Origin of the sequence: Pseudomonas gozinkensis, from assembly GCF_014863585.1 — a bacterium.
In the GTDB taxonomy this organism is placed as follows: domain Bacteria; phylum Pseudomonadota; class Gammaproteobacteria; order Pseudomonadales; family Pseudomonadaceae; genus Aquipseudomonas; species Aquipseudomonas gozinkensis.
Window position 1 is genome coordinate 1052738 of sequence record NZ_CP062253.1, and the last position, 17988, is coordinate 1070725.

Sequence of the window (17988 nt, forward strand, 5' to 3'; positions counted from 1 at the left end):
TATTTTTGCCATGGGAGCCAACTGACATGGAACGTCTGACACGCATTTTGGCCGCACTGACCCGCTGGGGTCTGGGCCTGTGCGCGTTGGTTCTGGTATTGATGGCGTTGTACGTCAGTCTCGGCCGGGAACTCACGCCACTGGTGGCCGAATACCGCACCGACATCGAAGACAGGGCCAGTGCGGCCTTGGGCATGCCGCTACAGATCGGCGAACTGGAAGGCAACTGGAGCGGATTCGCCCCGATTCTGCTGGCCCACGACGTGATGGTCGGCAGCGGCGCCAACGCCTTGCGCCTGGATCGGGTACGTGCGGTGCCGGATCTGTGGGCCAGCCTGATGGCCCGCGAAGTGCGCATCGCCCATCTTGAACTCAACGGTCTGAAGATCAGCCTCAAGGAAGGCGAAGACGGCAAGTGGGCGCTTGAAGGGTTGCCGGTGCAGCAGGACCAGCCCATGGATCCCGAACAACTGTTCAACCGCATGCAAATGATTCAGCAACTGTCGGTGCTCGACAGTCAGGTGACCTTACAGCCGCGAGAACAGGCACCGCTGACTCTCACGTATGTCGGCCTCAATCTCAAGACCGGTACCAGCCGTCAGCGTCTCGATGCACGATTGACCCTGCCTGACGGCCAGCCTGTGGCGCTGAGCCTGCGCACGCGGATTCGTCCGAGTCAGTGGCAGAACAGCGAAGTGGAAGGTTATGTCAGCCTGCCGCAGAGCGACTGGTCGAAATGGCTGCCCGAGCGTCTGACCCAGCAATGGAATTTCTCCGAGATCAAGGCCGGTGGCGAGCTGTGGATCAACTGGCGCGAGGGTGCGTTGCAGAGCGCTGCGATCCGTCTCAATGCGCCACAACTGACCGGTGCCTACGCCGAGCGCAAGCCGATCCAGATCAACAATCTAGCGCTCAATGGGTATTTCCAGCGGGGTGCCGAAGGAATTACCGTCACGCTCGATTCGCTGGCGATGAATTTCGGCGAAAACCGCTGGGAATCACATGTCCAGGTCAAACAGACCGCCGCCACTGACAAGTCAGAAGAGCTCTGGCATCTGCAGGCCGACCGTCTCGACCTGACCCCGATCACGCCCTTGCTCAATGCCCTCGGCCCGTTACCCCAAGGTTTCGCCACCGTGGTCGAGCGCCTGAAAGTGACCGGCGGGCTGCGTAACGTGTTGCTGGATTTCCGGCCGAACGCCACCGACGACAGCAAATTCGGCTTCGCCGCCAACCTTGATCAAGTCGGGTTCGACGCCTATCACGGCGCCCCGGCGGCACGGAATGTCAGCGGCAGCTTGAGCGGCAACCTCGGTGGCGGCGAACTGCGCATGGACAGCAAGGACTTCGTCCTGCACCTCGATCCGATTTTTGCCAAGCCATGGCAATACATTCAGGCCAACGCCCGGTTGACCTGGAAGCTCGATAAAGAAGGTTTCACCCTGATCGCGCCGTACCTGAAGGTGCTCGGCGAGGAAGGCAAGATTGCCGGCGACTTCCTGATCCGCCTGCATTTCGACCACAGCCAGGAAGACTACATGGACCTGCGGGTCGGCCTGGTGGACGGCGACGGTCGTTACACCGCCAAGTACCTGCCGCAAGTCCTGAGCCCGGCCCTCGACGAGTGGCTGCGCACGGCGATTCTCAAGGGCGCGGTGGATCAGGGCTTCTTCCAGTATCAGGGGTCGCTGAACAAGAACGCCGGAGAAGCGGATCGCAGCATCAGCCTGTTCTTCAAGGTGCACGACGCCGAGCTGGCGTTTCAGCCGGGCTGGCCGCACGTGAGCAAGGTCAACGGTGACGTGTTCATCGAAGACAGCGGTGTGCGGATTCTCGCCAGCAAGGGCCAGTTGCTCGACACCCAGGTCAGCGACGTCTTCGTCAATATTCCCCATGTGCCGAGCGGCGAGCACAGCCATATGTTTCTCGACGGCACCTTCGCGGGAGGGCTGGGCGATGGCCTGAAGATTCTCCAGGAAGCGCCGATCGGCACCGCCGACACCTTCGCCGGCTGGGAAGGCGAGGGCGATCTGCAGGGCAAGCTCAAACTCGATGTGCCGTTGGCCAAGGGCGATCAGCCGAAAATCCTCGTCGATTTCAAAACCGCCAATGCGCGATTGAAACTGGCGGAGCCGAAGCTCGAACTGAGCCAGCTCAAGGGTGATTTCCGCTTCGACAGCGCCAAGGGCCTGAGCGGGCAGAACATCAGTGCCCGGGCCTTCGACAAGCCGGTCACCGCGCAGATCTTCGCCGACGGCGGCCCCGGCCAACTCAAGACCCGGGTCGCGGCGTCAGGGCAGGTCGAGGTCAAGAAGCTCACCGACTGGCTGGGCGTGACTCAGCCGTTGCCGGTGTCCGGGACCATCCCTTATCAGCTGCAAGTGAACCTGGACGGCGCCGACAGCCAATTGATGGTCAGTTCCAGTCTGAAAGGCGTGGCGGTGGATCTGCCGGCGCCGTTCGGCATGGCGGCCGATGTCGGGCGTGACACGGTGTTCCGCATGACATTGCAGGGACAGGAGCGGCGTTACTGGGTCAATTACGATCAACTGGCCAACTTCACCTTCGCCGCGCCACCGGGCAATTTTGCCGATGGCCGTGGCGAATTGTTCCTCGGTGCCGGCGAAGCCGTGCTACCGGGCAACAAGGGCCTGCGGGTGCGCGGCGTGTTGTCCGAGCTGGACGTCAAACCCTGGCAGGATCTGCTGGACAAGTACGCCGGTCAGGATCCGGGCGGCAACGCGAAGCAGTTGCTCAGCAGCGCGGACTTCAAGATCGGCAAACTCACAGCCTTCGGCACCACGCTGGATCAGGCGGCCGTGCAGGTGAATCGCAAGCCTGGCGCCTGGGCTCTGGCCCTCGACAGTCAGCAGGCCAAAGGCACGGCCGGCATTCCCGACGCCAAGGGCGCGCCGATTGCGGTGAACCTGCAATATGTGCGGTTGCCGGCGCCGGATCCGACGGTGCAGGCCGACGAGAACGCGCCGGATCCACTGGCCTCGGTCGATCCGAGCAAGATCCCGGCGCTGGATATCACCATCAATCAGCTGTTTCAGGGCCAGGACCTGGTCGGCGGCTGGTCGCTCAAGGTTCGGCCGACCGCCAAGGGCATCGCGCTGAACAACCTCGATCTGGGCCTCAAGGGCATTCTTTTGCAGGGCAGTGGCGGCTGGGAAGGAACGCCCGGTGCCACGACCAGTTGGTACAAAGGGCGGATCGGCGGCAAGAACCTCGCCGATGTCCTCAAGGGCTGGGGTTTTGCGCCGAGCGTGACCAGCGAAGAATTCCACATGGATGTCGACGGCCGCTGGCCGGGTTCACCGGCGTGGCTGGCGACCAAGCGCTTCTCCGGCACCCTCGATGCGTCGTTGAACAAAGGCCAGTTTGTTGAAGTGGAGGGCGGCGCTCAGGCATTGCGGGTGTTCGGTCTGCTCAACTTCAACTCCATCGGTCGCCGCCTGCGACTCGATTTCTCTGACCTGTTCGGCAAAGGCTTGAGTTATGACCGGGTCAAGGGATTGCTGGAGGCGACCAACGGCGTGTATGTGACGAAAGAGCCGATCAAGTTGACCGGTCCGTCGAGCAACCTTGAACTGGACGGCACGCTGGATCTGGTGGGCGACAAGGTGGATGCCAAATTGCTGGTGACCTTGCCGGTGACCAACAACCTGCCGATTGCCGCGCTGATTGTCGGCGCGCCGGCAGTCGGCGGCGCTTTGTTCCTGATCGACAAGCTGATCGGTGATCGCGTGGCACGCTTCGCCAGCGTCAAATACACCGTCAAAGGCCCGTGGAAAGAGCCGAAAATCACCTTCGACAAGCCTTTTTGAACAGCCAGCCCTTGAACCGATGGAGTAGCATGGCCGCATACCTCTTGCGGAGTGCGCCATGTCTTTAGCGGTGATTCAAATGGTCAGCCAGAGCGATGTGCTGGCCAATCTGCGCGATGCCCGACGTTTGCTCGAACAGGCAGCCAGCGCCGGTGCGAAGCTGGCCGTGCTGCCGGAAAACTTCGCGGCCATGGGCCGTCGCGACATCGCTGATATCGGCCGTGCCGAAGCGCTCGGCGAAGGCCCGATCCTGCCGTGGTTGAAACAGACCGCCCGCGACCTCAGGTTATGGATTGTGGCCGGCACCTTGCCGTTACCGCCGGTGGGGCAGCCCGAGGCCAAGTCCCATGCCTGCTCGCTGCTGGTGAACGATCAGGGCGAAATCGTTGCACGCTATGACAAGTTGCACCTGTTCGATGTCGACGTGGCGGACAATCGCGGCCGTTACCGCGAATCCGATGACTATGCTTATGGCAGGGGCGTGGTGGTCGCGGACACGCCGGTCGGGCGATTGGGCCTGACGGTGTGCTACGACCTGCGTTTCCCGGAGCTGTACAGCGAATTGCGCGCTGCCGGGGCTGAACTGATTACCGCACCGTCGGCCTTCACCGCAGTGACGGGGGCGGCGCACTGGGATGTACTGATCCGCGCGCGGGCCATTGAAACCCAGTGCTATGTGCTGGCGGCAGCCCAGGGCGGGATGCATCCGGGGCCGCGGGAAACCTTTGGCCACGGGGCGATTGTCGATCCGTGGGGCCGTGTGCTGGCGCAACAGGAGCAAGGCGAGGCCGTGTTGCTGGCCGAACGCGACAGCAACGAACAGGCGTCCATCCGGGCGCGAATGCCGGTGACGGGTCATCGGCGGTTTTTTTCGCAGGGCGCACAGCGACCTGCTTCAGAACACGAATTTAAGGCGTAAAACCTATGAGCGAGTTGTTGTCCTCAGTCAGTGATCACCTGTTGGCGCCCGGCGGCGTGACGATCGAGAGCCTGCAAGGCGTGCTCGGTGATCTGGCGGGTCCAGGCATCGATGCGGCCGACCTGTATTTCCAGGGGCAGATTTCCGAGTCCTGGTCGCTGGAAGACGGCATCGTCAAGGAAGGCAGTTTCAACCTCGACCAGGGTGTTGGCGTGCGAGCGCAGTCCGGTGAGAAAACCGGTTTTGCCTACAGCAACGCGATCACCCTTGAAGCCCTTGGCGCGGCGGCCCGTGCGGCCCGTTCGATTTCCCGTGCCGGGCAGAACGGCACGGTGCAGGCGTTCAGTACGCAGGACGTCGCCCAGTTGTATGCGCCGGATAACCCGCTGGAAGTCCTGAGTCGCGCTGAAAAAGTCGACCTGCTCAAGCGTATCGACGTTGCGACCCGCGCCCTCGACCCGCGTATTCAGCAGGTCAGCGTCAGCATGGCCGGGGTCTGGGAGCGTATTCTGGTGGCTTCGACCGACGGTGGTCTGGCTGCCGATGTGCGTCCGCTGGTGCGCTTCAACGTCAGCGTGATCGTCGAGCAGAACGGCCGTCGCGAGCGTGGCGGTCACGGCGGCGGCGGGCGTACCGACTACCGTTACTTCCTCGCTGAAGACCGCGCCATGGGTTATGCCCGTGAGGCGCTGCGTCAGGCACTGGTGAATCTGGAAGCGATTCCGGCACCGGCCGGCACCTTGCCGGTGGTTCTGGGCTCGGGCTGGTCCGGGGTGCTGCTGCACGAAGCGGTCGGCCACGGTCTGGAAGGCGATTTCAACCGCAAGGGCAGTTCCGCCTACAGCGGTCGCATGGGCGAAATGGTTGCATCCAAGCTTTGCACCATCGTCGATGACGGCACCCTGAGCGGTCGTCGCGGCTCCCTGAGCGTCGACGACGAAGGCACCCCGACCGAGTGCACCACGCTGATCGAAAACGGCGTACTCAAGGGCTACATGCAGGACAAGCTCAACGCGCGGCTGATGGGCGTGGCCCGCACCGGCAACGGTCGTCGCGAATCCTACGCACACTTGCCGATGCCTCGGATGACCAACACCTACATGCTCGGCGGCCAGAGCGATCCGGCTGAAATCATCGCCTCGGTGAAGAAGGGCATCTACTGCGCCAACCTCGGCGGCGGTCAGGTTGACATCACCAGCGGCAAGTTCGTGTTCTCCACCAGCGAGGCGTACCTGATCGAGGACGGCAAGATCACCGCGCCAGTCAAAGGCGCAACATTGATCGGCAACGGCCCGGAAGCGATGAGCCGGGTGTCGATGGTCGGTAACGATCTGGCGCTGGACAGCGGCGTGGGAACATGCGGCAAGGACGGGCAGTCGGTGCCGGTGGGTGTCGGTCAGCCGACGCTGAAAATCGATGCGATCACCGTGGGTGGCACGGGCGCATAAGAAGGGATGGAGCTTCGGGTGGCGCGCAGCGCGGCCACCCGGTGGCGAATATCAGCGCAGACCGCGTTGAGTCTCGTCCAGCTCGCGGATGTACTTGAAGATCTTGCGGCTCGAGGCAGGAGGTTTGTTTTGCGCAACCTCGTGCTGGGCCTGACGGATCAGGGAACGCAGTTGCTGGCGGTCGGCGTCCGGGTAATCGACGACGAATTTCTCCAGCACGGCATCGTCACCGGCGATCAGGCGGTCACGCCAGCGTTCGAGGTTGTGGAAACGCTCGTTGTACTGACGGGTAGAGGCATCGAGTTGATCGAGCAGGGTGAGAATCGCGTCAGTGTCCTGATCGCGCATCAGTTTGCCGATGAACTGCAAGTGCCGTTTACGCGCGATGTTCGCGGTGTGCTTGGGCGCATCGGCCAGAGCCCGGCGCAAAGCGTCGGTCAGTGGCAGTTTTGCCTGCAAGTCGGGCTTGAGCGTTGTAAGGCGCTCGCCAAGGTCAACCAGAGCATGCAGCTCGCGTTTGACCTGGGATTTGCTTTTTTCTCCCGTATCGAGGGAGTCGTCGTAAGAATCAACCATGGTGGCAGTCCGCAAAGAAACGCCGCCATGATAACCAGTCGGGGGCCGCTTGTCCGGCCCGGTCGCTCGAAGGCCCCAGCCGAAAGCAGAATTTGAGTGGAGATGAGCATGAGTGCAGTTGAAAGCGTCGGCCCACAGGCATTGCCGGCACTGCAGGAACAGGTCGAGCAGATCATCGCCGAAGCCAAGCGTCAGGGTGCCAGTGCCTGCGAAGTAGCGGTGTCGCTGGAGCAGGGCCTGTCGACGTCGGTGCGTCAGCGTGAAGTCGAAACGGTCGAGTTCAACCGCGATCAGGGTTTTGGCATCACGCTGTACGTCGGTCAGCGCAAGGGTTCTGCCAGCACTTCCGCCACCGGGCCGGATGCGATTCGCGAGACTGTCGCTGCGGCGCTGGCGATTGCCAAACACACCTCCGAAGACGAAGCCTCGGGCTTGGCCGATGCCGCGCTGATGGCCCGGGATATTCAGGATTTCGATCTGTTCCACCAATGGGATATCACCCCGGAGCAGGCCATCGAGAAGGCGCTGCTCTGCGAAGCCGCCGCGTTTGACGCTGATGCACGCATCAAGAATGCCGATGGCACTACGTTGAGCACTCATCAGGGCTGCCGCGTGTATGGCAACAGCCACGGCTTTATCGGTGGTTACGCTTCGACCCGACACAGCCTGAGCTGCGTGATGATTGCCGAGGCCGAGGGCCAGATGCAGCGCGATTACTGGTACGACGTGAACCGCCAGGGCAGTTTGCTGGCGGATCCGGTGAGCATCGGCCAGCGCGCGGCACAGCGGGCGGCGAGCCGTCTTGGTGCGCGTCCGGTGCCAACCTGCGAAGTACCAGTATTGTTTTCGGCAGAGTTGGCGGGTGGATTGTTCGGCAGCTTCCTGTCGGCGATTTCCGGCGGCAGTCTGTACCGCAAATCGTCGTTCCTCGAAGGCACCCTGGGGCAGAAGCTGTTCCCGGAATGGCTGACCATCGATGAGCGTCCACACCTGATGCGTGCCATGGGCAGTGCGTCGTATGACGGTGACGGTCTGGCGACCTATGCCAAACCGTTCGTCGAGAAAGGCGAGTTGGTCTCGTACATCCTCGGCACTTATTCCGGTCGCAAACTCGGCATGCCAAGCACCGCCAACGCTGGCGGCGTGCATAACCTGTTCGTCACTCATGGCGATGAAGACCAGGCTGCGTTGCTGCGGCGCATGGGCCGTGGACTGTTGGTCACCGAGCTGATGGGCCATGGTCTGAACATGGTGACCGGTGATTACTCGCGCGGTGCGGCGGGTTTCTGGGTCGAGAACGGTGAAATCCAGTTCGCGGTGCAGGAAGTTACCATTGCCGGCAACATGCGCGACATGTTCAAGCAGATCGTCGCGGTTGGTAACGATCTCGAGCTGCGCAGCAACATTCGCACCGGTTCGGTGTTGATCGAGAAGATGACCGTCGCGGGCAGCTAAGCCCCAGGCAGGTACACAAAAGGCGCGTCACCCGATTGGGTGGCGCGCCTTTTTTGTATCCGTAAATTTTCCGGGCAGACGAGGGTAGCTAAAAGCTGCGCTTGTTTTGGTTCTCATTATCATCTAATAATAAATCTCATTATCGGATGAGCCCGAGATCATGAGTTCTGCCTTGCACGAGCAGCCGTACCTCGAAAGCTGGCGCTGGATGAGTCGCCAGATCCGTTGCGCCATGGATCCCGACGAACCACGTCTGATCGAGCATTACTTGGCCGAAGGCCGGTATCTGGCCTGCTGCACGGCGACCTCGCCCTGGACGGTCGCTGAAACTTCTTTCCGCCTGCTGCTCGACACGGCCACCGACATCGCGTTGCCGTGGCACTGGCGCAGCCTCTGTCTCGACCAGGCCTGGCGCCCGTTGCGTGAAATGGAGCGCCTGTCGCTGTGTAAATGCCGGCTCAAACGCTGGCAAAGCTACACCTGGCAGCTCGCCACCTGCGAGTTGCAACCCTCGATTCCTCTTATTGAACTGGTGCAAGGATTTTCAGATGACCAAGACACGTATTGAGCGCGACAGCATGGGCGAACTGCAGGTGCCGGTGGACGCTCTCTACGGCGCGCAGACTCAGCGCGCGGTGGATAACTTCCCGATCAGCGGCAAACCGATGCCGACCCAGTTCATCCGCGCGCTGATTCTGGCCAAGGCGGCCGCCGCTCGCGCCAACGTTGAACTCAACCAGATCAGCGCAGCGCAAGGCAAAGCCATCAGCGACGCTGCTCAAGGTTTGCTGGAAGGCGACTTCATGCAGCATTTCCCGGTGGATATCTTCCAGACCGGTTCCGGTACCAGCTCCAACATGAACGCCAACGAAGTGATCGCCACCCTGGCCAGCCGTTTGCTCGACGAGCCGGTGAACGCCAACGACCACGTCAACTGCGGGCAGAGCAGCAACGACATCATCCCGACCACCATCCACGTCAGTGCCGCGCTGGCCCTGCACGAACAACTGTTGCCAGCGCTGCTGCACCTGGTGCAGGTGATCGAGCGCAAGTCCGAACAAGTCCATCACCACGTCAAGACCGGCCGCACCCATTTGATGGACGCCATGCCGGTGCGCATGAGCCAGGTGCTCAACGGTTGGGCGCAGCAGCTCAAGGCCAATATCGGTCACCTGCAGGACTTGCTGCCAAGCCTGCAATCCCTGGCCCAGGGCGGCACAGCGGTTGGCACCGGGATCAATGCGCATCCGGAATTCGCTGCGCGTTTCAGCCGCCAGCTCAGTCAGTTGACCAACGTCCAGTTCACGCCGGGCAAGGATCTGTTCGCCCTGATCGGTTCGCAAGACACCGCCGTCGCTGTGTCGGGTCAGCTCAAGGCCACCGCCGTCTCGCTGATGAAAATTGCCAACGACCTGCGCTGGATGAACTCCGGCCCGCTCGCCGGTCTCGGTGAAATCGAACTGGAAGGGCTGCAACCGGGCTCGTCGATCATGCCGGGCAAGGTCAATCCGGTGATTCCGGAAGCCACCGCGATGGTGGCCGCGCAAGTGATCGGCAACGATTCGGTGATCACTATCGCCGGGCAGTCGGGCAATTTCGAACTGAACGTGATGCTGCCGATCATCGCCCAGAACCTGCTGAGCAGCATCGAGTTGCTGGCCAACTCCAGCCGACTGCTGGGTGACAAGGCGATTGCCAGCTTCAAGGTCAACGAGTCGCGTCTCAAGGAAGCGCTCTCGCGTAACCCGATTCTGGTCACCGCGCTCAACCCGATCATCGGTTACCAGAAAGCCGCCGAGATCGCCAAGCAGGCCTACAAACAGGGCCGCCCGGTGATCGACGTTGCGCTGGAACATACCGACCTGTCGCGCAGCCAGCTGGAAGAGTTGCTCAATCCCGAGAAACTCACCGCTGGCGGCGTGTAAGCACCGCAACCGCTTTGGAGGTTCACCATGGAGCACTGGAAACGCACGATCGAACGGGCCAATCGCTGCTTCATGCTGGGCGAGCTGATCGATGCCCGCGAGGCCTATCTGCAAGCGCTGGCCCTGGCGCAGGTGTTGTTCGAGCGCTGGGCCGATGCCGACGAAGCGGTGGCGGCCTGCGTCATCTCCCACCACAACCTGGCGGATCTGCATCTGCGTCTGAATCAGCCGGAGGAGAGCGCCGAATACCTGTGCGCGATCCATCAACGGCTGTTGCAGACCATGCAGGACGAACGCCTGCGCCCGGCGCTGCGTGAAGCGGCGCTGCGCCAGAGCAGCAAGACCTACGTCGAGTTGCTCAATTTCATCAGCGAACACGGCGAATACCCGCGCACCCAGCGCTTGCTGCACCCGGATACCGGCAATGCGCGCCGCGCGCCTGCCCCACATCACCATGGAGTCCACTGAAATGGCTTTTACCCTGCCAGCCTTGCCTTACGCCTACGACGCACTGGAACCACACATCGATGCGCAGACCATGGAGATCCACTACACCAAGCATCACCAGACCTACATCAACAACCTGAACGCAGCGGTCGAGGGCACTGAGTTCGCGGAGTGGCCAGTGGAAAAACTGGTCGCCAGCGTCCAGCAACTGCCGGAAAAACTTCGCGCGGCGGTAATCAATCAGGGCGGCGGTCACGCCAACCATTCGCTGTTCTGGGAAGTGATGGTGCCTGGCGGTGGCGGCAAGCCGGACGGCGCGCTGGCCAAGGCGATTGATGAGCAACTGGGTGGCCTCGACAGCTTCAAGGAGGCCTTCACCAAAGCCGCGCTGACCCGTTTCGGCAGTGGCTGGGCATGGCTCAGTGTCACTCCGGACAAGAAACTGGTGGTGGAAAGCAGCGGCAACCAGGACAGCCCGCTCATGAACGGCAACACGCCGATTCTCGGGCTCGACGTTTGGGAGCACGCCTACTACCTGCGTTATCAAAACCGCCGTCCGGAGTACATCAGCGCGTTCTACAACGTGATCAACTGGCCGCAAGTCGCTGCGCGCTATCAGGCCGCGCTGGTTTGAGTCTCCAATAAAAACAATCCAAGGCTGACTATGGGCACTGAAACACTGGCGATCGGAAGTGGGCGTATGTTTCGTTACGCAATCGGATCGTTGCTGCTGTTGGCGGGCATGACCTTGTTGGTCGCCCACGGACTGGAATGGCTGAATCTGGAACCAAGGCTGTCGCGGGCGTTGCAGGGCGGTGCGATTTGCGCCCTCGGTACCGCGCTCGGCGCAGTTCCGGTGCTGGTGATCCGCAACATGCCTCAGGCGTTGGGCGATACGCTGTTGGGTTTTGGCGCCGGTGTGATGCTGGCGGCGACCGCGTTTTCGCTGATCGTGCCGGGAATCGCCGCCGCCGAAAGTCTGGGGCTGAGTCCATGGGGCGCCAGCGGCCTGATCTGCTTCGGCATCATGCTCGGGGCGTTCGGCCTGTATCTGGTTGATCGCCGGGTGTCGGGCGCCTCGCCGGAAATGCTCATCGGCACGGTCGAGCATCCGGTGATTCCGCCGCGGATCTGGTTGTTCGTGTTCGCCATTATTGCCCATAACATCCCGGAAGGTATGGCGGTCGGAGTATCTGCCGGCGGTGGAATGCCCGATGCAGACAGTCTGGCGATGGGCATTGCCTTGCAGGATGTGCCGGAAGGGCTGGTGATTGCACTGGTGCTGGCAGGGGCCGGGATGTCGCGGGTCAAGGCGTTCTTGATTGGCGCAGCTTCAGGGCTGGTCGAACCGGTGTTCGCGCTGCTCTGTGCGTGGCTGGTCAGTCTTGCCGAACTGTTGTTGCCTTTGGGATTGGCGTTGGCGGCAGGTGCGATGCTGCTGGTGGTGACGCACGAGGTCATCCCGGAGTCGCGACGCAATGGTCACGAGAAGCTGGCAAGCCTGGGATTGTTGATCGGCTTCTGTCTGATGATGGTGATGGATACGGCGTTGGGTTGAACCGGAGGAGGGAGCGGGCTCCCTCGCCTCAAGCGTGTTCAACCACCTTCATCGAAGTAGTTATTGATCAGCGCGACCAGCGCGTCCATGGCTTCCTGTTCCTGATGGCCATCGGTACTCAGGTGGATTTTGGTGCCCTTGCCGGCAGCGAGCATCATCATCGCCATGATGCTTTTGCCATCAACCGTGGTTTCCGGGGTGCGGCCCACTCTGATCGTGCAGTCGGGATACTGACCCGCCACGCCAACGAACTTTGCAGACGCACGGGCATGCAGGCCCAGCTTGTTGATGATTTCTATTTCCCGAGCAGGCATCGCGGTGTAAATCCTTTAGCTGAGGTCGCGGTGGCGAACCTGGACGTTCTTCAGGGTCTTCTGCAGCGCCTGGCCAAGACGTTCGGTCAGGTAAACGGAACGGTGATGCCCGCCGGTGCAGCCTATGGCAATGGTGACGTAAGCACGGTTGCTCGCCGCAAAGCGGGGCAACCATTTGTGCAGATAAGCGTAAATATCCTGGTACATCTCCTCGACCTCCGGCTGGGCCGCCAGATATTCGGCGACCGGCTGATCGAGACCGGATTGCGCGCGCAGTTCCGGTTTCCAGTAGGGGTTCGGCAGGCAGCGTACATCGAACACCAGATCTGCATCTACCGGCATGCCGCGTTTGAAACCGAAAGACTCCACCAGAAACGCGGTGCCCGGCTCCGGCTGGTTCAGCAGGCGTAACTTTATCGTGTCACGTAGCTGGTACAGGTTGAGATTGGTGGTGTTGATCTTCAGGTCGGCGAGATCGGCAATCGGCCCGAGTAGGGCGCTTTCATCCTGAATGGCTTCTGCCAGCGAACGATTGGCGTTGCTCAGTGGATGGCGGCGGCGCGTTTCAGAGAAACGCTTGAGCAGGGTTTCCTCGTCGGCATCCAGATACAGAACATCGCATTGAATGTGCTTGGCGCGCGCGTCTTCAAGCAGTTCAGGAAAACGGGTCAGATGGCTGGGCAGATTGCGTGCATCGATCGAAACTGCCACTAGCGGCTGCGCCAGCTCGGTATGGATCAGCGCGCGTTCGGCCAGCTCTGGCAGCAGGCCTGCCGGCAGGTTATCGATGCAGTAGTAGCCGTTGTCCTCAAGGACATCCAGGGCGGTACTTTTACCCGAGCCGGAACGGCCACTGACAATGATCAAGCGCATGATTACGGCCTGTTCTGTTCTTCCAGTACAACCTGGTACAAGGCTTCGTTGCTTGGTGCGCTGCGCAGTCTGTCGCGCACGTCCTTGCGGTCGAGCATGCTGGCGATCTGGCGTAACAGCTCCAGGTGCGCATCGGTGGCGGCTTCCGGTACCAGCAGGACGAACAGCAGGTCCACAGGCGCGCCGTCGATAGCGTCGAAATCGATAGGGGCATCAAGGTGCATCAGCGCACTGATCGGCGCTTCACAGCCCTTGAGGCGGCAGTGAGGAATGGCGATGCCGTTGCCAAAACCGGTGGAACCCAGTTTTTCACGGGCAATCAATGCCTCGAAGACATCTTGCATCTCCAGATCCGGGACTTCCCGGGCGATCAGGTTGGCAATTTGTTCGAGGGCTTTCTTTTTACTGCCGCCCGGCACGTTCACCAGGGAACGGCCGGGGGTCAGGATACTTTCAAGTCGGATCATGGGGGTGGGCGTTATCGACCGGTAGCGCCCTGAAGCAGGCTCTGGGTCTTTTCCTTATGCTTTTTGAGTTGTTTATCAAGCTTGTCGGTCAGCGCGTCGATCGCAGCGTACATGTCGGTATGTTCCGCATTTGCGACGACCTCATTGCCGGGAATATGCAGCGTGGCTTCGATTTTCTGCTTCAGCTTTTCGACGCACATCGTGACTTGCACGTTGGTGATCTTGTCGAAATGTCCCTCAAGCCTCTTGAGCTTTTGCTCAACGTACTCACGGAGAGGTTGGGTAACTTCCAGTTGGTGTCCACTGATGTTGACTTGCATACAGCTTCTCCTTCGTTGCCAGTGCATAAAGCGGCAGGCCGAAGAGCCTGCCACTGGAACGCTGTAACGTGGCTTACATCAACCGCTTGCGTTCGCTCGAAGGCGCGATCCCAAGGGATTCGCGGTACTTGGCGACGGTGCGGCGAGCCACCTGAATGCCTTGTGCCTCCAGTAAACCAGCGATCTTGCTGTCACTCAACGGCTTTTTCTGATTTTCCGCGGCAACCAGTTTCTTGATGATCGCGCGGATCGCCGTGGACGAGCATTCACCGCCTTCGGAGGTGCTCACATGACTGGAGAAAAAGTATTTCAGTTCATATATGCCCCGCGGGGTATGCATGAATTTCTGCGTGGTCACCCGGGAAATCGTCGACTCGTGCATGCCAACCGCTTCGGCGATGTCATGCAGGACCAGCGGCTTCATGGCTTCGTCGCCGTACTCCAGAAAACCGCGCTGATGTTCGACGATCTGGGTGGCCACTTTCATCAGGGTTTCGTTGCGGCTCTGCAGGCTCTTGATGAACCAGCGGGCTTCCTGCAACTGATTGCGCATGAAGGTGTTGTCGGCGCTGGTGTCTGCGCGGCGCACGAAACCGGCGTATTGGGCGTTGACCCGCAGACGGGGCACCGACTCCTGGTTCAGCTCAACCAACCAGCGTTCGTTGTCCTTGCGCACGATCACGTCAGGCACTACGTATTCGGCTTCGGTGGACTCGATCTGCGAGCCAGGTCGCGGGTTCAGGCTCTGTACCAGTTCGATGACCTGGCGCAGTTCGTCTTCCTTGAGCTTCATGCGCCGCATCAGCTGGCTGTAGTCACGGCTGCCGAGCAGGTCGATGTAATCGGTGACCAGGCGCTTGGCTTCGGTCAGCCAAGGGGTCTTGGCCGACAGCTGGCGCAATTGCAGCAACAGACATTCGCCCAGGTTGCGAGCACCAATGCCGGCCGGTTCGAACTGCTGAATGCGGTGCAGGACAGCTTCAATCTCGTCCAGCTCGATGTCGAGTTCCGGATCGAAGGCGTCGAGGATTTCTTCGAGGGTTTCGTCGAGGTAGCCCTGATTGTTGATGCAATCGATCAGGGTCACGGCGATCAGGCGATCGGTGTCGGACATCGGTGCCAGGTTCAACTGCCACAGCAGATGACTTTGCAGGCTCTCGCCGGCGGAGGTGCGGGTGGTGAAGTCCCACTCGTCATCGTCGCTGCTCGGCAGGCTGCTGGCGCTGGTCTGGTAGACATCTTCCCAGGCGGTGTCGACGGGCAGTTCGTTGGGGATTCGTTCGTTCCATTCGCCGTCTTCGAGATTATCGACGGTCGGCGCGGTTTCCTGGTAGGAGGGTTCCTGAATCTCGGTGTTGGGCTTCTGTTCGGCGTTGTCGGCCATGGGATCGGAGTTGTCGAAGTCGTCGCCGTCTTCCTGGCGTTCGAGCATCGGATTGGATTCCAGAGCCTCCTGGATTTCCTGTTGCAGATCCAGGGTCGACAATTGGAGCAGGCGGATGGCCTGTTGCAGCTGCGGTGTCATCGTCAGCTGCTGGCCCATTCTCAAGACTAGCGATGGTTTCATGGCAGGGGCTTAACACCTTATTCGCCGGCGCTATGCGCCATCCACTACAGGGCGCCGGAGCGCCAAACTTAAGCAAATTATATGCCCGAAACCGAAGTGTTTGCCTAGAGCGCTGTAACAATAAAAAGCGATAAAACTTTGTTGACGCGGCGATCCGGGCAGTGGTGAAAACCTTTGGAGCGTCGTGTTTGCCTAGAGCGCTGTAACAATAAAAAGCGATAAAACTTTGTTGACGCGGCGATCCGGGCAGTGGTGAAAATCTTTGGAGCGTCGTGTTTGCCTAGAGCGCTGTAACAATAAAAAGCGATAAAACTTTGTTGACGCGGCGATCCGGGCAGTGGTGAAAATCTTTGGAGCGTCGTGTTTGCCTGGAGCGCTGTAACAGTAAAAAGCGATAAAACCTTGTTGACCCATCCCGCTGGGTGGCGCCCGATCGAGCCGATCGGGCATCTGCGTGGCTTACAGGCGGAACTCGTGACCCAGATAAACTTCCTTCACCAGATCGTTGGCGAGGATGGTCGCGGAGTCGCCTTCGGCAATCAATTGGCCGTCGTTGACGATGTAGGCGGTTTCGCAGATATCCAGCGTCTCGCGGACGTTGTGGTCGGTGATCAGTACACCGATGCCCTTGGCCTTGAGGTGGTGGATGATCTGCTTGATGTCGCCGACCGAGATCGGGTCGACACCGGCGAACGGTTCGTCGAGCAGGATGAATTTCGGTGCGGTGGCCAGAGCGCGGGCAATTTCCACGCGGCGGCGCTCACCACCGGACAGGCTCATGCCGAGGTTGTCGCGGATGTGGCTGATGTGGAACTCCTGCAGCAGGCTTTCCAGCTCCTTGCGACGGCCGGCCTTGTCGAGCTCCTGACGGGTCTCGAGGATAGCCATGATGTTGTCGGCCACCGACAGTTTGCGGAAGATCGACGCTTCTTGCGGCAGATAGCCGATACCGGCCTTTGCACGACCGTGCATCGGCTGGTGACTGACGTCCAGGTCGTCGATCAGTACGCGACCCTGATCGGCCTGAACCAGGCCGACGATCATGTAGAAGCACGTGGTCTTGCCGGCGCCGTTCGGGCCGAGCAGGCCGACGATCTGGCCGCTGTCGATCGACAGGCTGACGTCACGCACAACCTGGCGGCTTTTATAGGCCTTGGCCAGGTGCTGAGCTTTCAGAGTTGCCATTACTGGGTTTTCTCGTCGGTTTTCTTCTTCGGCTGGATCACCATATCAATGCGCGGACGCGCTTCGGTGACCTTGCTGCCGGTGGCTCGACCGGCGCTGGCCAGTTTTTTCACCGTGTCATAGACGATCTTTTCGCCTTGAGTGGTGTTGTTGTCCTTGTCGACGACTTTTGCCTTGTCGATCAGTACAACGCGGTTTTGCTGTGCGTGGTACTGAATGGTCACGCCCCAGCCCTGTACGGGTTTGGCATCGCCGGCAGTCTGCAATTGCTCGAAGTAGGCCAGGTTGCCCACCGAGGTCACGACGTCGATGTCGCCGTTGGGCGCACGGGTCATGGTCACGGTATTGCCTTTGACGATCATCGAACCCTGGGTGATGATCACGTCGCCCTTGTAGGTCGCGATGCCATTCTTGTCATCGAGCTGAGCGTCGTCGGCCTGGATGCGGATCGGTTGCTGACTATCGTTCGGCAGAGCCCAGGCGCTCACGCTTCCCAGTGCTGCGCCCAGACCGAGCAAAATAGGGAGGGTTTTAACGAGCCTCATACTGTCCTCTTACGTTCGATAGCAGGTGTATCCTGCTTTCCTTCAAATACGCTTTCATTCCCACGCCGGTCGATACACCGCCAGCGCCGTCGATTCTAACGGGTTGCTGGGTCTGCGCATATTGCTGCTGTGGGAACACGGTCATGCGTGTGCTGGTAATCAGGGTGTCGCGGTTCTTTTCATCGGTGCGCTTGACCCGAACCGAATCGATCAGCTCGACTTCGGTGCCGCCAGAGTTCACTTCGCCGCGCTCGCTGGTCACGTGCCATGGGAAATCGGTGCCACGGAACATGTTCAGGTCGGGTTTGGTGACCAGTGTAATGTCGGTCGCCTTGACGTGCTCAGCCTTGTCGGACGTCATTTCGTACTGCACTTTGCCGTCTTCGAGGTACTGGATCGTGTGGGTATTGGTCGCATACCAGTCGATCGGGCTTTCCTCTGCCGAAACCGGCGGTTTGTCGAGGAAGCGTTCCGGACTGATGTTCCAGTAGCCGACCGCACCGAAAATCGCTGCGATGCAACCGAACAGCAGGATGTTGCGAAACTTTTTGCTAAACAT

The 17988-nt window shown here is 60.5% G+C and carries 18 protein-coding genes; 9 read left to right on the forward strand and 9 right to left on the reverse strand.

The window, feature by feature from the left end; genetic code table 11:
• Nucleotides 1-26: 26 nt before the first annotated feature.
• The 3 genes from IHQ43_RS04540 to tldD are packed head-to-tail and all read left to right on the forward strand — an operon-like array spanning nt 27 to nt 6197.
• A complete protein-coding gene (locus IHQ43_RS04540) occupies nt 27-3830 on the forward strand; it encodes a YhdP family protein (RefSeq protein ID WP_192563528.1) in 3804 nt (1267 codons plus the stop codon).
• Between the two features lie 58 nt (nt 3831-3888).
• Entirely contained in the window at nt 3889-4749 is an 861-nt protein-coding gene (locus IHQ43_RS04545; RefSeq protein ID WP_192563529.1) for a carbon-nitrogen hydrolase family protein, read from the forward strand.
• 5 nt (nt 4750-4754) lie between these two features.
• Entirely contained in the window at nt 4755-6197 is a 1443-nt protein-coding gene (tldD, locus tag IHQ43_RS04550; protein WP_192563530.1) for a metalloprotease TldD, read from the forward strand.
• 51 nt (nt 6198-6248) lie between these two features.
• Here tldD and yjgA read toward each other — a convergent pair whose 3' ends face one another.
• The gene (gene yjgA / locus IHQ43_RS04555) at nt 6249-6773 is read right to left on the reverse strand and encodes a ribosome biogenesis factor YjgA (protein ID WP_007953598.1); all 525 of its coding nucleotides are present in this window, start codon (nt 6771-6773) and stop codon (nt 6249-6251) included.
• Between the two features lie 108 nt (nt 6774-6881).
• On the opposite strand from yjgA, the gene pmbA reads away from it, so the two are divergent.
• The 6 genes from pmbA (at nt 6882) to IHQ43_RS04585 (ending at nt 12158) form a co-directional block, all read left to right on the forward strand.
• Nucleotides 6882-8228 (forward strand): metalloprotease PmbA, encoded by a 1347-nt coding sequence (gene pmbA / locus IHQ43_RS04560; RefSeq protein WP_425220291.1) that lies wholly within the window; start codon nt 6882-6884, stop codon nt 8226-8228.
• Nucleotides 8229-8388: 160 nt separating this feature from the next.
• On the forward strand, nt 8389-8796 hold the full coding sequence (locus IHQ43_RS04565; RefSeq protein ID WP_085711791.1) for a FagA protein: 408 nt from the start codon (nt 8389-8391) through the stop codon (nt 8794-8796).
• Nucleotides 8777-10153, forward strand: coding sequence for a class II fumarate hydratase (locus tag IHQ43_RS04570; protein ID WP_096818950.1), 1377 nt, complete (start codon nt 8777-8779; stop codon nt 10151-10153). The genes IHQ43_RS04565 and IHQ43_RS04570 overlap by 20 nt, the downstream gene beginning before the upstream one ends.
• A 27-nt stretch (nt 10154-10180) precedes the next feature.
• Nucleotides 10181-10621: a hypothetical protein gene (locus IHQ43_RS04575; RefSeq protein WP_007953590.1), complete on the forward strand. Its 441-nt coding sequence runs from the start codon at nt 10181-10183 to the stop codon at nt 10619-10621.
• Between the two features lies 1 nt (nt 10622).
• A complete protein-coding gene (locus IHQ43_RS04580) occupies nt 10623-11234 on the forward strand; it encodes a superoxide dismutase (protein ID WP_011332468.1) in 612 nt (203 codons plus the stop codon).
• Nucleotides 11235-11264: 30 nt separating this feature from the next.
• Nucleotides 11265-12158 (forward strand): ZIP family metal transporter, encoded by an 894-nt coding sequence (locus tag IHQ43_RS04585; protein WP_085608078.1) that lies wholly within the window; start codon nt 11265-11267, stop codon nt 12156-12158.
• 38 nt (nt 12159-12196) lie between these two features.
• Here the strand turns inward: IHQ43_RS04585 and IHQ43_RS04590 are convergent, their stop codons facing one another.
• From IHQ43_RS04590 to lptC, 8 genes are all read right to left on the reverse strand, one after another.
• Nucleotides 12197-12472, reverse strand: a complete 276-nt coding sequence (locus tag IHQ43_RS04590; protein WP_192563532.1) for an HPr family phosphocarrier protein — start codon at nt 12470-12472, stop codon at nt 12197-12199.
• 15 nt (nt 12473-12487) lie between these two features.
• Nucleotides 12488-13345, reverse strand: a complete 858-nt coding sequence (gene rapZ, locus IHQ43_RS04595; protein WP_192563533.1) for an RNase adapter RapZ — start codon at nt 13343-13345, stop codon at nt 12488-12490.
• Nucleotides 13346-13347: 2 nt separating this feature from the next.
• Nucleotides 13348-13812, reverse strand: coding sequence for a PTS IIA-like nitrogen regulatory protein PtsN (gene ptsN / locus IHQ43_RS04600; RefSeq protein ID WP_007953580.1), 465 nt, complete (start codon nt 13810-13812; stop codon nt 13348-13350).
• Nucleotides 13813-13823: 11 nt separating this feature from the next.
• Entirely contained in the window at nt 13824-14132 is a 309-nt protein-coding gene (hpf, locus tag IHQ43_RS04605; RefSeq protein ID WP_007953578.1) for a ribosome hibernation-promoting factor, HPF/YfiA family, read from the reverse strand.
• A 73-nt stretch (nt 14133-14205) separates the two neighbouring features.
• On the reverse strand, nt 14206-15699 hold the full coding sequence (locus IHQ43_RS04610; protein ID WP_192563534.1) for an RNA polymerase factor sigma-54: 1494 nt from the start codon (nt 15697-15699) through the stop codon (nt 14206-14208).
• A gap of 459 nt (nt 15700-16158) precedes the next feature.
• Entirely contained in the window at nt 16159-16884 is a 726-nt protein-coding gene (gene lptB, locus IHQ43_RS04615; RefSeq protein WP_007953572.1) for an LPS export ABC transporter ATP-binding protein, read from the reverse strand.
• Entirely contained in the window at nt 16884-17429 is a 546-nt protein-coding gene (gene lptA, locus IHQ43_RS04620) for a lipopolysaccharide transport periplasmic protein LptA (protein ID WP_192563535.1), read from the reverse strand. Before lptA ends, lptB begins: the two co-directional genes overlap by 1 nt.
• Nucleotides 17416-17988, reverse strand: coding sequence for an LPS export ABC transporter periplasmic protein LptC (gene lptC / locus IHQ43_RS04625; RefSeq protein WP_007953568.1), 573 nt, complete (start codon nt 17986-17988; stop codon nt 17416-17418). Before lptC ends, lptA begins: the two co-directional genes overlap by 14 nt.

Coding starts and splice junctions, on each gene's coding strand:
- pmbA (WP_425220291.1), top strand. CDS start 6,882: ATGAGTGCAGTTGAAAGCGTCGGCCCACAGGCATTGCCGGCACTGCAG.
- IHQ43_RS04565 (WP_085711791.1), top strand. CDS start 8,389: ATGAGTTCTGCCTTGCACGAGCAGCCGTACCTCGAAAGCTGGCGCTGG.
- lptB (WP_007953572.1), bottom strand. CDS start 16,884: ATGGCAACTCTGAAAGCTCAGCACCTGGCCAAGGCCTATAAAAGCCGC.
- IHQ43_RS04540 (WP_192563528.1), top strand. CDS start 27: ATGGAACGTCTGACACGCATTTTGGCCGCACTGACCCGCTGGGGTCTG.
- lptA (WP_192563535.1), bottom strand. CDS start 17,429: ATGAGGCTCGTTAAAACCCTCCCTATTTTGCTCGGTCTGGGCGCAGCA.
- rapZ (WP_192563533.1), bottom strand. CDS start 13,345: ATGCGCTTGATCATTGTCAGTGGCCGTTCCGGCTCGGGTAAAAGTACC.
- ptsN (WP_007953580.1), bottom strand. CDS start 13,812: ATGATCCGACTTGAAAGTATCCTGACCCCCGGCCGTTCCCTGGTGAAC.
- lptC (WP_007953568.1), bottom strand. CDS start 17,988: ATGTTTAGCAAAAAGTTTCGCAACATCCTGCTGTTCGGTTGCATCGCA.
- IHQ43_RS04570 (WP_096818950.1), top strand. CDS start 8,777: ATGACCAAGACACGTATTGAGCGCGACAGCATGGGCGAACTGCAGGTG.
- IHQ43_RS04590 (WP_192563532.1), bottom strand. CDS start 12,472: ATGCCTGCTCGGGAAATAGAAATCATCAACAAGCTGGGCCTGCATGCC.
- IHQ43_RS04575 (WP_007953590.1), top strand. CDS start 10,181: ATGGAGCACTGGAAACGCACGATCGAACGGGCCAATCGCTGCTTCATG.
- IHQ43_RS04610 (WP_192563534.1), bottom strand. CDS start 15,699: ATGAAACCATCGCTAGTCTTGAGAATGGGCCAGCAGCTGACGATGACA.
- yjgA (WP_007953598.1), bottom strand. CDS start 6,773: ATGGTTGATTCTTACGACGACTCCCTCGATACGGGAGAAAAAAGCAAA.
- IHQ43_RS04585 (WP_085608078.1), top strand. CDS start 11,265: ATGGGCACTGAAACACTGGCGATCGGAAGTGGGCGTATGTTTCGTTAC.
- IHQ43_RS04545 (WP_192563529.1), top strand. CDS start 3,889: ATGTCTTTAGCGGTGATTCAAATGGTCAGCCAGAGCGATGTGCTGGCC.
- tldD (WP_192563530.1), top strand. CDS start 4,755: ATGAGCGAGTTGTTGTCCTCAGTCAGTGATCACCTGTTGGCGCCCGGC.
- hpf (WP_007953578.1), bottom strand. CDS start 14,132: ATGCAAGTCAACATCAGTGGACACCAACTGGAAGTTACCCAACCTCTC.
- IHQ43_RS04580 (WP_011332468.1), top strand. CDS start 10,623: ATGGCTTTTACCCTGCCAGCCTTGCCTTACGCCTACGACGCACTGGAA.